This is a genomic window from Xanthomonas sp. 3307 (assembly GCF_014199735.1).
GTDB lineage: Bacteria > Pseudomonadota > Gammaproteobacteria > Xanthomonadales > Xanthomonadaceae > Xanthomonas_A > Xanthomonas_A rydalmerensis.
Window position 1 is genome coordinate 539,196 of sequence record NZ_JACHOG010000002.1, and the last position, 12,803, is coordinate 551,998.

Consider the following 12,803-nt stretch of genomic DNA (forward strand, 5'->3'; position numbering starts at 1 on the left):
CCTGTAGGATGCGGACGATCGCCATCTCGCAGGAACCGCCTCGCCGATGCCCGCCGCCGTCTTCGCCCGCCTGCTCGCCGTGTGCACTCTCGCCCTGCTCGGCGCCTGCGCCACGCAGGCGCCGCGCGTGCCCGAGCGCACGCCCAGCGAGGTCAAGGCGGACATCGCCCGGCGCATCCCGGCGACGGTGCCCGATCGCCGCGGCTGGGCCGACGACGTCTACGTGGCGCTGTCCTCGCAGAACCTGCCGACCAGCGCCGACACCATCTGCGCCGTGCTGGCGGTGATCGAGCAGGAATCGACCTACCAGACCAACCCGCCGGTGCCGGGACTGGGCAAGATCGCGCGGGCAGAACTGCAGCGGCGCGCGGCCACGCTGCATGTGCCGGCGTTCGCGCTGGATGCGGCGCTGCAGCTGCGCGGACCCGATGGACGCAGCTATGCCGAGCGCCTCGCCGCCGCGCGCACCGAGCAAGACCTCAGTGCGCTCTTCGAGGACATCGCCGGCAGCGTGCCGCTGGGCGAGCGCCTGTTCGGCGATCTCAACCCAGTGCACACCGCCGGGCCGATGCAGGTGAGCATCGCCTTTGCCGAAGCGCATACCGACGGCTACCCATACCCGCTGACCGACGGCGTGCGCCACGCGGTATTCAGCCGCCGCGGCGGCATCTGGTTCGGCACCCGTCACCTGCTCGGCTACCCGAACGCGGCGGCGATGCTATACCGCTTCGCCGACTTCAACGCCGGTTGGTACGCCAGCCGCAATGCCGCATTCCAGGCCGCATTGGCGCGGGCCAGCGGTATCGCCCTGGCGCTGGACGGCGACCTGCTGACGCCGGGTGCCGATCTCGACGCTCCCGGCGCCACCGAGCGCGCCGCGCGCAGCCTGGGCACGCAGTTGGGCATGGACGCGCGCAGGATCCGCCGCGAACTGCAGCGCGGCAGCGATGCGGATTTCGGCGACAGCGCGCTGTATCGGCAGGTGTTCGCGCTGGCCGACCGCGATGCCGGCAAGCCGCTGCCACGCGCGGTGCTGCCTGGCATCGCCCTGGAAAGTCCGAAGATCACCCGCAAGCTGACGACCGCCTGGTTCGCGCAGCGCGTGGCCGAGCGTTGGCAGCGCTGCCTGGACAAGTGACGACCGCGACGCTCCGGCCGACGCGCACTACTTCGGCTTGCGCAGCGCCATCACCGACCAGCCAAGGGCAACGGCAAGCGCCAGCAACACCAGGCTGAGCACGCTGTCCCACGCGATCGAGAACCAATAGTGGCCTGGGTCGGTCTGCAGCGGATAGATCCGTGTCGGACCGACTCTCGATACGCCGATGTACACGCCGCTCTGCAGCGCTTTCGCCAGCAGGTATAGCTTCAACATGGCACTCGCGCCGATGGCCATGGCCACCAGCACCAACACCGGCCGTTGCACACGCGCGACCAGCCGCTGCAGGCGCGTGGGTGCGGGCATTGGCGGGGGCGGTCGTCGTTGGCGTTTGCCCATGGTGTCCTCGCCTGCGCTAGGCGATGCATTCTAGGGCGATGCCGGAGAACGCTGGCACAACGCTCCGCATCGCAGGCCCCGCCGCGCCCCGCCTGCGCCGCGGCGCGTGCACTACCCCACTGCGCGCTGGCGTGGCGCGCCGAGCAGGCCGATCCGGCGGAACCACAGTTCCAGCGGCACCGTGACCAGCGGCGGCAGCGCCGCCAGCAGGCTCAACGCCCACGCCCACCAGGGCCACCGCAGGCGCAGCGCCGCGACCAGGCTGGCGGCCACGTACAGCAGGAACGCCACGCCATGCAGGCGGCCGAACAGCCATACGCCCAATTCGGTGGTCTGGGTGCCGTACTTGAGCAGCATGCCGAGCAACAGGCCGGCCCAGGTCAGGCCTTCGAACACGGCGGCAGCGGCGAACAGCCGGCCCACCGGCGACAACGGAGCAGAAGAAAACAAGGACACACGCGACTCCAGTGAGGGGACAAGGCCGCGACGCGATGGCGGCGGCGACGCCCGCTGGCAGTGGCATTGTAGAGCGTGCCGTCGCGCGTGGCGCACAGGCGCGACGCGGCCACGGCAGGCGCGGGCCAGCCGCTCCGGCCGCCCTGTTCCTTCGTCCCTGGCCGCAGTGCGCTGCAGCGCACCGCGGCTGCGCTCAGCGGCGCTGTTCCAGCACCGCCACGTCGTCGGGCGCCAGCCGCACCGTGTCGCTGCTCGGCGCCGGACCCACCAGTGAGCGCATCGACGCCGGCAGCCGTACTTCGTGCGCGGCGGTGCCGTGGTTGATCAACACCACGATGCGGCGCGCGCCATCGCTGCGCACGCCCACTTCCACGTCGTCCGGCACGTCGGCCAGCGGCGCGTGCACATCGGCGTCGCGCAGCCAGTCGCCGGTGAGGCGGTCGAGCGTGGCATCGTCGAACCAGCCACCGACATAACTGATGCGGCCCTTGCCCACACGTCGGGTCAGCAGCGCCGGCGCACCGTCCAGCCAACCATTGGCCGCGCCGTACTGCAGTGGCGCGGTGGTATCGGCGGCGGTGGCCTGCAACTGTTCGGCCCAGATTTTGGCGCTGCCATCGGTGCCCGCACCGACCAGCGGGATCGGCTTGTCCAGCGCATAGAACTGTTCCACGCGACCGCCAAGCAAGGCCGCCAGCGGACCAGGCTGGCGCTGCGGATGCAGGCCGTTGTCGATGTTCTTCATGCCGCTGCGCGGCCCCAGCACCAGATGCCCGCCGTGCTCGACATAGGCCTTCAGCCGCTGCGCCTGCGCCTCGGTCAGCACGTTCAGCGCCGGCGCCACCACCAGCTTGTAGCGCTCCAACGGCGCCATCGCCGAGACCACGTCGACCACCTGCGCCTGCTGCCGCAGCGGACGGTAGAAGCTCTTCATCTGCACGACCGGATCGAAGTCGGCCGCATGCTTCTGGAAGCCGATCGCCCAGCGGCTGTCGAAGTCGTTGATCAGCGCCACCTGCGCCTGCGGCGTGGTGCCGGCCAGCGCCGGCCCGGCCTTGGCGAACTCGGCGCCGACCTGCTGGATCTCCGCATACACCGGCACCGGCGCGCCATCGGCGCCGACCAGGGTGCCGTGGTATTCCTCCTGCCCGTTGGGCGCGGCCCGCCACTGCCAGTACGACACCGCATCGGCGCCATGCGCCACCGCCTGCCAGGCCATCGCCCGCACCTGGCCCTTGCGCAGCGCCACGTTGGTCGCGCGCCAGTTGACGAAGCCGGGCTGGGTCTCCATCACCCAGTAGTTGCGCTGCTTGTAGCCGCGGGTGAGATCGTGGCGTGCGGCGTTGTCCACCCAGTCGTAGCGCTCGCCGGCGACGTAGTCGTCCCAGGCGGCGATGTCGAGCACGCCGTGCACCGTGTAGGCGTCGAAGCCGGCGAACCAGCCCATGGTGTTGGTGGTGATGAACTGCCGCGGATCGGCATGCGGGCGGATCGCATCGATCTGGTTGCGCGAATAGTCGGTCCAGGTGTCACTGACGAAGCGTTTCCACTCCAGCAGCAGGGCCGGATTCTCCTCGTCCTCGCGTACCGGGATCTGCGCGAAATCGGTATAGGTCTGGCTCCAGTACGCCGTGGCCCAGCGCTGGTTGAGCGCCTCGATGCTGCCGTACTTGCGCTGCAGCCAGGCATGGAACTGCGCCTTGGCCTCGGGATCGAACGAGGACTGCGCGTACTCGTTGTCCAGTTGCCAGCCGACCACGTGCGGGTTGTGCCCGTAGCGCTGCGCCATCTGCTCGGCGATGGCATGCGCGAAGCGGCGGTAGCGGGTGCTGGCGAAGGAGAACTGCTGGCGGTTGCCGTGCTCGTCGCGCACGCCGTCCTGGCTGACCCGCAAGGTATCCGGATAGGCCTGGGTCAGCCACGCCGGCGGCGCGGCGGTCGGTGTGCCCAGCACCACCACCATGCCATGGCGCGCGGCGGCGGCGATGGCGCGGTCCATCCAGGCGAAGTCGTACTGCCCCTCGCGCGGCTCCATCCGGCTCCAGGCGAACTCGCCGATGCGCACCACGCGCACGTGCGCCGCCTGCATCAGCGCCAGATCGTGCTCCCATTGCGCCTCCGGCCATTGCTCCGGATACCAGGCCACGCCCAGCAGCAGCGGCGCGGCGTCGCGATAGCGGGTAGCCTGCGCCTGCGCCGACGGCGGCAGGCAGAGCGCGATCAGCAGCATCGCGGCGAACAGCGCAACGCCGCAGCGTTGCGGAATACGGAACAGTGGCATGCGCAACACCCTTCGCAAGAGGAAACACCGGCACGCCCCCTTCGTCCTGCCGGCACCTGCATTGTGCGCAGCTTTGCCGCATGTGCACTTGTGCATCTTGCGGCGTTTGCGCGCGCAACTGCGCACAATCCGCACGTGGCTCCTCACTGCGCAGCGGCGCAAGCATCCACGCTGCATCGCGTCATCCCACGTGGCCTGCGCGCGTTGCGGACTGAGGACAGGGTTGCGCTCGCCTTGCGCCGTCGGTCTCACTTGCCAGGTTTGGACGATCGCGACATTGAAATGGTCATCTGTGCTGGCTAGCGTCACGCCTCCCCCAACCCCTGGAAGCACCATGAAGACCCCTCGCCTGCTAGGCACCTTGCTCGCCGCGGCCGCCACGCTGTTCTCGGCCGGCGCCGCCCTGGCCCAGACCGTCACCGTCAATCCGTCCGAAGTCCACCAGACCATCCAGGGCTTCGGCGGCATGAACGGCGCCGGCTGGGTCGCCGACCTCACCCCGGCCCAGGTCGATCTGGCGTTCGGCAGCGATACGGGGCAGATCGGCCTGTCGATCATGCGCATGCGCATCGATCCGTCCAGTTCCGGCTGGAGCCAGCAGGTGCCGTCGGCGGTGCGGGCACGCGCGCACGGCGCGGTGCTGCTGGCCACGCCGTGGTCGGCACCGGCCTACATGAAGTCGAACAACAGCCTCAACAATGGCGGCAAGCTGCTGCCGCAGTACTACGACGCCTATGCCAAGCATCTGCTGGACTTCACCGCCTACATGGACAGCAAGGGCGCGCCGATCTACGCCCTGTCGCTGCAGAACGAGCCGGACTGGCATCCGGATTACGAATCGGGCGACTGGAACGGCACCGACTTCCTCAACTTCATCAGCGCGCAGGGCGCGAAGTTCGGCAAGTTCAAGCTGCTCGCCGCCGAGTCGCTGGGCTTCAACACCGCACTGACCGACCCGGTGCTCAACAGCAGCGCCGCGCAATACCTGTCGATCATCGGCGGGCACCTGTATGGCGTGCAGCCCAAGGACTACCCGCTGGCGCGCAGCAAGGGCAAGCAGCTGTGGATGACCGAGCACTACACCGACAACACCGACGGCAACGCCTGGCCCTCGGCACTCGGCGTGGCCAGCGAGCTGCACAACAGCATGCTCGCCAACTACAGCGGCTACATTTGGTGGTATATCCGCCGCAGCTACGGGCTGATCGCCGAGAACGGCACGGTGAGCAAGCGCGGGTATGTGATGTCGCAGTTCGCGCGCTTCGTGCGCCCGGGCTCGGTGCGCATCGGCGCCACCGCCGCGCCGTATAGCGATGTCGCGGTCAGCGCCTACAAGACGCCGAACGGCAAACTGGCCCTGGTCGTGGTCAATACCGGCACCCAGCATCGGCAGATCACCGTGCGCGTTCCCGCCGGCAGCGCCACCGCGTTCACCAAGTACAGCACCTCGTCCAGCCTCAACGTCGGCTACGGCGGGAAGTACAGCGTCGCCTCGGGCCAGACCGTGGTCTACGTCGACCCGCAGAGCGTGGCCACGCTGGTCGGCGAGTGAACTGTACGATCGCGTAAGTCGCGCAGAACGACCCGCGGCAGCCGAGTGCTGCCGCGGGTCGGTTTTCTACGTTCTCGCTTCTTGCATCGACACGGTGCCACGCCTAGCGCGGTGGCACCGCGACACGCCGCCGAGGCGGGGGCTCGCGCTCAGCCCAGCTTGGCCAGGAACGTCAGCAAGGCCTGATTGAACTCCTCGGCGTGGCTGGTGTTGCAGCCATGCGGTGCATCCTTCAGCAACACCACGTCGCTGCCGGCGATGGCGCGATGGGTGCGCTGGCCGGAACCTTCGTACGGCACCGTGGCATCGGCATCGCCGTGCAGCACCAGGGTCGGCACGTCGACCTGCTTGAGATCTTCGCGGAAATCGGTGGTGCCGAACGCCTGCATGCAGCCCAGCGCCGCGGTCTGGTCGCTCTGCAGGCACAGTGCGATCGCCTCCTGGCGCTGCGCCTCGCTGACCTTCAACGTGCCGTGGGCGCTGAAGAAACCGCGGGTGAAGTCGTCGAAGAAGGTCTCGCGCGAGGCCCTCAGCCCCTGCTCCATCTCCTGCGCCTGCTCCTTGCTCAACGGCCCTTCCGGGTTGTCGTCGGTCTTGAGCATGTACGGCGGCACCGCGGAGGCGAACACCACCCCTGCCAGCTGTGCGGTGCCATGCCGCGCCACATAGCGCGCCACCTCGCCACCGCCCATCGAGAACCCGACCAGCACCGCCTCGCGCAACTGCTTGTCCTCGATGATGCCAGCCAGGTCGTCGGCCAGGGTGTCGTAGTCGTAGCCATCGGCCGGCTTCTCGGAACGGCCGAAGCCGCGGCGATCGTAGGCAATGACCCGGTAGCCGGCCTGCTGCAGCGGCCCGACCTGGTCCTTCCATGCCTCTGCCGACAGCGGCCAGCCGTGGATCAGGATTACCGGACGGCCGGCACCGCCGGTATCTTCTACATGCAGACGGACACGCGCGTTGGTTGCAGCCATGGGCAAGACCTCGGTGGTGGGGAATCGCGGCAGCTTCCTCTGCGGCATGTCCGGCCCGCGTGAGGGCGATGTGTCGAGTCGCTTAACGCGACGCGCAAGCGCTCAGCCGATCCGAGGCACGGCACGCGTCGACTGCGCCAGCGCATCCCGCGCGATGCGCTTGAATCGCGCGGACACGCGGGCGTGCTCGATGACCCGCAGCAGCAACGCCATGCCGGGTAGCCGGTGCCAATCGTCGCACTGATGTGGATTTGACGGCAGCGTCAGCGCGTGGGCGAAGCGCATTCGCGCGCGGCTTAGCCAGCCGTCACGCGGTAACCGCAGCGCGAACCGCCACCATTCGATGGCCAGGCCGCGTCCACCAGCGCAAGCGAGACGAAGCCGCGCGTCCAACCCATGCTCCGGATCTCGCGCATGACTTCGATTAAATGGATTCATGAATAGATAATCGACTGGCGCAGGGCAAGGTTATGCCTGTTTTCTGCAGTTTTTTTGCAGTCCTGCGCCAGCCCGCCGCACCAGCCGTGAATAGATTGAAGAATAGAAACTCATGTCGACCGGGCGCGTCGATGCTTCGAAGCGCCCCGATTGCGAGCGCCGGCTGGCACTCGCTCGATCAGACGACCAGTGCGGTAACGCAAGCGCCCCGGCATCACGTCCAGTTGTCGTTGCCGAAGTCGCCGTCGTCCTGGAAGTCCTGGTCCATGTCCTGCTGCGGCGTGTCGTCGTAGTAGTTGTTGTTGGTGATGTTCTCCACCACCGTCTCCTGCGGCGCGCCGGCGCCGAACAGGCCGCCACCGTGGTGGCCGCCCAGCAGGCTTTCCACGCCCTCGAACAGGAACATGCCGCCGGCCACGCCGGCCGCCGTGGTGGCCGCGGTGCTGAGGAAGCTCGGTCCGCGCGCCGCGGCCGGAGGGGGCGTCGCCTCGGCAGCCGCAGCGCCGCCACCGAACCAGCGCTCGCGCCAGCCGGGCGCGCCGGCACCCGCGACGCCTGCGGTAGCGGGCGCCGGCGGCAACGGCGGCGGCGGCGCGTTGAAACCCTGGCCGAGGAAGCTGGCAGGCGGCGGCGGTGGCGCTGCCTGCTGCAACTGCGCGATCTGCGCCTTGGCGGCCTCCAGCGCGTGCTCCAGCAGCAAGGTGCGCTGCACCAGCAGATACACGGCATCGGGTTGATCGGCCAGCCGCGCGTGGATCAGCGCGTCGGCCTGTGGATCTTTGGCCACCCCGCCGGCGCTGCGCAGGCGCGCCAGGAAGTCTTCGAGAAGCTGCTGTTCTTGCGGAGTCATACCCGTACCTGGATGCGATGACCGGCCCAGTGCCGGCACGGCACGGTATGGGCATCGCTCGGCGCAGGCCAAGGGTGCGGCCCCTGTTCGGTGCAGCGGCATTCATCAATCGCGCCTGGCCCGCGAGCCAGACCCGCGAACGCCATGGCGAACTTCGACATTTCTCCGACAACGCGCGCCAGGCACGCCCTCATCCAGGCACACGCGCCTGGCTCATTCCTCGCCGATGTCGGAGACGGACGAGGGCGACGCGTACGGCTGCCGCGCGGCCCACATGTTGTCGACCAGGTTCGGATACGGGCGGCCGTTCTCCTCGGCGCGCTGCCGCGCGGCCGCCTTCTGCGATGGCGACAACGGCTGGCTGCGCTGACCGCGCGGATTCGGCTTCTTCCACGGAGGCGTCTTGGACGAGGGCATGGGCGTCAGCGTGAGCGGAGAGGCGTCATCGTGATTCCGGCATGCGTGCGTGGACGGTGAAGGCCTGCCGGGACTCGCCAGCAGCTGCACGCTCTGCACTACTCCGAATCCACCCCAGACAGCGCGAACACCCAGCGTGGCACCACCGGTTCGCCGGCATAGAAGTCCTTCGGCTTGTCCTCGGCCATCGCCCAGCGATGCAGCCAGCCGATCCCGCCGGGGCCGGTGTAGCCCTCGGCGTGTTCATAAGCGGGATCCCGCAGCACCTCGTCCAAGGAGATGAAGCTGTAGCCGCGGCGGCGCGTGGCCGCGACCAGGTCCGGGAACGCGGCCGCGTTGAGCGCATTGGCGTGCATCAACCAGACCTGCGGGATGCGGCGGCCGAACAGGGCTTGCGATTCGCGCTCGAAGTAATCCAGCTTGTTGAGCATGTACGGCACGTAGCCCTTGCGCAGGCGCAACAGCAGGGCGTCGCGTGCCGGACCTGGCGGCTCGTCCAATACATGCGCGTAGGCGAACGCCCACACCCACTCGCCACTGTCCACGGTGACCGGCGCGATGCGGTAGCCATGTGCCGCCAGGAACGCGTTGACCGCCTCGCGATCGGCGACGCTGCGGCCGGTCGCTAAGTACGGATGACGGAACCACTGCAGTGACTGGCCATGTTCCGCGAGCAATGGCCGCAAAGTGCGCTCGCCGCGCACGATCGCGTCCTCATACGACGGCACGCCGACCTGATGCAGATTCACGTGGCCATAGGTGTGGTTGCCCAGCGCATAGCCGGCATCCAGCCAGTCGCGCAACATCGCCACGCGTTGCGGCTGTACTTGTCCGTCCTGTTCCAGCTTGTCCTCGTTGACGAAGCCGACGATGGGCACCTGCGCCTGCCGCAGCGCCGCCATCAACTGCGCATGCAGCGCCGGCAACTGCGCCGGCGGCGTCTGCTCGATGCGCTGCCACGGCAGGTCGTCGATGGTCACCGCGATGCGGCGGGTGTCGTCCTGGGCCTGGGCGAGTGCGGCGACGCACAGCAAGGCCGGCAGCAGCAGGCGGCGAAGCAGTTTCATCGGACGTCCCTAGGAGTTGGGACACCAGTCTATACGCGCAGCACGACGTGGAAGTCAGTGCGGATCCCTGCCTGGGCGGCTCGCCAGCAAACCGAGCGGGCGAAGTTTCAATTCCCTAACTGAAACTTGTCGCGATATGCCCTCTGCGGGCAAGACGTGGGGGCGCCACGTTCCAGGTTTCGAGCCAACACCGTTACCAACTGCTTGCGCGCCAGGCGCTTTCGCGCGGGCGACGTGGCGGGCAGGATTTCCGCAAGCGCATCGCTGAGCAGCAGCGACCAGGTCGCCTTGGGCCCATTCATGTCCTCATCTCGTCCGAACACCGGCTTGCCTTGGATCCATGACAGCATGAACGGCTTTTGCGACTGCGAGTAGAATTCCATCGGCACCCCGCGTTCGAGCACGATGCGAACCGTCATGGACGGATCATCGTCGGTCCATGAAATGGGCTCCCGGTAGATCTGCTCAAGCGCGCCCCTCACGCTATCCCCATTCGCTTGCGCGGCGCGCAATTGGCGCTGTTGCAGGGGGGAGCAATTCGGAGCGACAAACAGCGCGTTGCGGATTTTGGTTATCGTCTCCGCCGCCATCGCTCGCTGCTGCAACTCGCCCAGCCCAGTCGCGCGGTCGATGCGGGGAGCACGCGCTGCCGCGAACAACGCCATCACCTTGTCCGTGGCGACCTGCTGCTCAGCGTGCCTCGTGCCATCGTTGTCCGTCCACCGCATGATAAACCCCATGCCGTTACGCGCCGGAACCAAGTGGAACCTTTCATCGACGTACCCCCACCCCATGTACGTGTATTGGATCGAGACCGAGACGATCCTGATCGGGACTTGCCGCCCAGCCGGCGCTGCAACACTTCCTGCAGCAAGCAGCCAGAGCGATGCAACGGCAACGGCGATGACCAACGCGATACGCATGCGATTCCCCCCAGTGCATGCAACCTAATCCACCTTTCATGCAGAGGGAAGAGGCCAGCGCCGGAATCCCTTCTCGCAAGTCCAGTCGACACGCGCCGCGGGGTTGGCGGAGCGGGTTTGCGCGCGATGCACACGGGAGGCGCCGGCACTCGCGCAGCCATGGCACCATGCAGGCACGCCGACTTGCGCGCGTGCTACAAGCAAACGGAAGCGAAGGAATGAGAAAAGCACTGTGGTTGGTCTGGACATCCCTGCTCCTGGCGGGGTGCACGAACGCGGTGCAAGCACCCGCGGCAGCGACTGCCACCACGCAACCTGCGCCCCCTCCCGCACGCACAGTGGCGACGCAGCTCGGCGGTCAGCGCGGCAGCGGTGCGGCTTACGAACTGGTCGGGACGGCGGTGTGGGATGTCCCCGACCCTGTCTCCGGCCGCACCTATCAGGTGTTCGTGGCGTTGCCTGCCGGCTACGCGGACCATCCTGAGCGGCGCTACCCGGTGCTGTACGTCACCGATGCCGACTATGCGTTTCCGGTGGCGCGCCAGATCGCGCGACGCTTGAACGGCGAAGGGCCGGCTATCGAGGACTTCATCCTGGTGGGCTTGTCGTATGCGCTCGGCGACGCGCCGATGCCTAGCCGGCGCCGCGACTACACGCCCACCACCGAGGACGGCGGCGCCGCGTCCGCTGGCGCGACGCATGGGGGTGCCAGCAGCTACATCGCCTATCTGCGCGATCAGGTGCTGCCGTTCGTCGCGCAGCGCTATCGCACCGACGAAGCGCGGCGCCTGTTCCTTGGCCATTCGTACGGCGGGCTGCTCGGTACGCAGATCCTGCTGAGCACGCCGGAGCTTTTCTCCGGCTACATCCTGGGCAGTCCGTCGTACTGGTTCGGCGAACATGCCGTGCGCGCCGAGGAAGCGCGCTTTGCCTCCAGCCACCGCGACCTGCCCGCGAAGGTCTACATCTATGTTGGCGAGTACGAACAGCGCCGCTACGGCAAGACCTACGACATGGTGACCGACGCGCAGCAGATGGTGCAGACCTTGCGCGGGCGGCATTATCCGTCGCTGCGCCTGCAGCTGGACGTGCTTGCCGACGAGGATCACTTGAGCGTGGCGCCGCGCGGCCTCACCCGTGGAATGAAGTTCCTGCTAGGTGTGCCACCACAGTGAGGTGTGGTACTCACGCCGCTGGCCGGGCGGATGCCGCGTCTCTACGCATGGCTTTGTCGCGGCTGAAGCCGCTCCTACAAAGGCGCTCCGGTCGCTGCTAAAGATTTCCTAAAGCCATACCTTCCGTTTAACGACGCGTTGTTCGAAGAGGTTTACTGAAGGCGCTCTGCACGGATCGCTCAATACTTCAGCGCATCCGCCGTCGGCGCCAATGGCGCGAAGCGCGCGTTACTGAAATCGTGCAGCAACTGGGAGGCCTGCGCGCGCTGCTGCGCCGCCTCGCGGAAGTCGCTCTTGCGCAGGCGATAGAGCCCACCATCGCGTGCGAACACCAGGTCGCCGCCGTCCCAGTCGGCCCAGTCGCTGCCTGGCAGATCGACCAGCACGTTGCCCTCGCGGTCCAGCACCCGGTGATCCAGGCCGTACCATGCATGATTGTCCTGGCCGACCACATGCAGCAGCGACTGCAGGCGGCGGCCATTGGCGCCAACCTTCTCGCGCACGCGCGGGCGGCTGAAGCGGAACAGCGCATCGCCGCGCAGGCCGCAACGTTCGCCCTCGCCGTCATCGTGCAGGTGCCAGCCATCGCGCTCGCGCAACACGCCGTCGATCGGCTCGTCCTCGCCACCACCCGAATGCTTGCCGAACGGGCGCACCTGCAGATCGTGCGGCAACTGGAAGCCGGGCGGCATCGGAAAGGGATCGCGCCCGTCGCCTGGCGAATGGTTCAACAACAAGGTCCGCTCGTCCTCGAACATCCCGCCGCCACCCCAGCTGTCGCCCTTCGGCCACAGCGCCAGCGCGGTGAAGAACGGCGGCCGCGACAGCGCCGTCCAAGTGCCGTAGTCGCCTCGCTGCGTGGAGGCGAAATACACCAGCAGCCGCCCCGACGGCGACAGATCGCAGCGCCGCTCGTAGATGCGGCCCTTGAACCACTGCCCGTGCACGAAGCTGTCGTCGCGCAGATTCCAGTGGATCAACTGCACCTGCTTGCTCGGCCCGCGGCGAAAGATCACGCCGGTGCGCGCGTCGCGCGCCAGCAGGGCGAACAGGCGGGTCGCCGGCGGGCGCTGCGACGATGGGGAGGGGGCGGGTTCCATCTGCGGATCTCTTCGCAGGACACGGCGATCACAGTGGCAGACCCGCGGCGTGGCGACAACCGCTGCCGGCGT

General features: G+C 68.0%; 12 protein-coding genes. 3 read left to right on the plus strand and 9 right to left on the minus strand.

From position 1 onward, the window contains the following. Positions 1 to 46 precede the first annotated feature (46 nt). Positions 47 to 1,138: a DUF1615 domain-containing protein gene (locus GGR64_RS07250; protein ID WP_160970374.1), complete on the plus strand. Its 1,092-nt coding sequence runs from the start codon at positions 47 to 49 to the stop codon at positions 1,136 to 1,138. A 27-nt stretch (positions 1,139 to 1,165) separates the two neighbouring features. Here GGR64_RS07250 and GGR64_RS07255 read toward each other — a convergent pair whose 3' ends face one another. The 3 genes from GGR64_RS07255 to GGR64_RS07265 form a co-directional block, all read right to left on the minus strand. Then, on the minus strand, positions 1,166 to 1,465 hold the full coding sequence (locus tag GGR64_RS07255; RefSeq protein ID WP_160970376.1) for a hypothetical protein: 300 nt from the start codon (positions 1,463 to 1,465) through the stop codon (positions 1,166 to 1,168). A gap of 144 nt (positions 1,466 to 1,609) precedes the next feature. After that, positions 1,610 to 1,948, minus strand: a complete 339-nt coding sequence (locus tag GGR64_RS07260; protein WP_184644850.1) for a DUF3817 domain-containing protein — start codon at positions 1,946 to 1,948, stop codon at positions 1,610 to 1,612. A 199-nt stretch (positions 1,949 to 2,147) separates the two neighbouring features. Beyond that, entirely contained in the window at positions 2,148 to 4,235 is a 2,088-nt protein-coding gene (locus GGR64_RS07265; RefSeq protein WP_184644852.1) for a beta-galactosidase, read from the minus strand. 334 nt (positions 4,236 to 4,569) lie between these two features. Between GGR64_RS07265 and GGR64_RS07270 the strand changes: the two genes are divergently transcribed. Further along, positions 4,570 to 5,787: a glycoside hydrolase family 30 beta sandwich domain-containing protein gene (locus tag GGR64_RS07270; RefSeq protein WP_184644854.1), complete on the plus strand. Its 1,218-nt coding sequence runs from the start codon at positions 4,570 to 4,572 to the stop codon at positions 5,785 to 5,787. A gap of 149 nt (positions 5,788 to 5,936) precedes the next feature. Here the strand turns inward: GGR64_RS07270 and GGR64_RS07275 are convergent, their stop codons facing one another. The 5 genes from GGR64_RS07275 to GGR64_RS07295 form a co-directional block, all read right to left on the minus strand. Further along, complete coding sequence (locus tag GGR64_RS07275) at positions 5,937 to 6,761, minus strand: alpha/beta hydrolase (RefSeq protein WP_184644856.1); 825 nt, start codon at positions 6,759 to 6,761, stop codon at positions 5,937 to 5,939. Between the two features lie 652 nt (positions 6,762 to 7,413). Next, positions 7,414 to 8,049 (minus strand): DUF2076 family protein, encoded by a 636-nt coding sequence (locus tag GGR64_RS07280; RefSeq protein ID WP_184644858.1) that lies wholly within the window; start codon positions 8,047 to 8,049, stop codon positions 7,414 to 7,416. A 213-nt stretch (positions 8,050 to 8,262) separates the two neighbouring features. Next, positions 8,263 to 8,466 (minus strand): hypothetical protein, encoded by a 204-nt coding sequence (locus GGR64_RS07285; RefSeq protein WP_184644860.1) that lies wholly within the window; start codon positions 8,464 to 8,466, stop codon positions 8,263 to 8,265. 98 nt (positions 8,467 to 8,564) lie between these two features. After that, positions 8,565 to 9,533: a polysaccharide deacetylase family protein gene (locus GGR64_RS07290; protein ID WP_184644862.1), complete on the minus strand. Its 969-nt coding sequence runs from the start codon at positions 9,531 to 9,533 to the stop codon at positions 8,565 to 8,567. A 107-nt stretch (positions 9,534 to 9,640) separates the two neighbouring features. Beyond that, positions 9,641 to 10,456: a hypothetical protein gene (locus GGR64_RS07295; protein WP_184644864.1), complete on the minus strand. Its 816-nt coding sequence runs from the start codon at positions 10,454 to 10,456 to the stop codon at positions 9,641 to 9,643. Between the two features lie 218 nt (positions 10,457 to 10,674). Between GGR64_RS07295 and GGR64_RS07300 the strand changes: the two genes are divergently transcribed. Next, a complete protein-coding gene (locus GGR64_RS07300) occupies positions 10,675 to 11,631 on the plus strand; it encodes an alpha/beta hydrolase-fold protein (protein WP_184645233.1) in 957 nt (318 codons plus the stop codon). Between the two features lie 179 nt (positions 11,632 to 11,810). On the opposite strand, the gene GGR64_RS07305 is transcribed toward GGR64_RS07300, so the two are convergent. Next, positions 11,811 to 12,731, minus strand: coding sequence for a hypothetical protein (locus GGR64_RS07305; RefSeq protein ID WP_184644866.1), 921 nt, complete (start codon positions 12,729 to 12,731; stop codon positions 11,811 to 11,813). Positions 12,732 to 12,803: the final 72 nt, after the last annotated feature.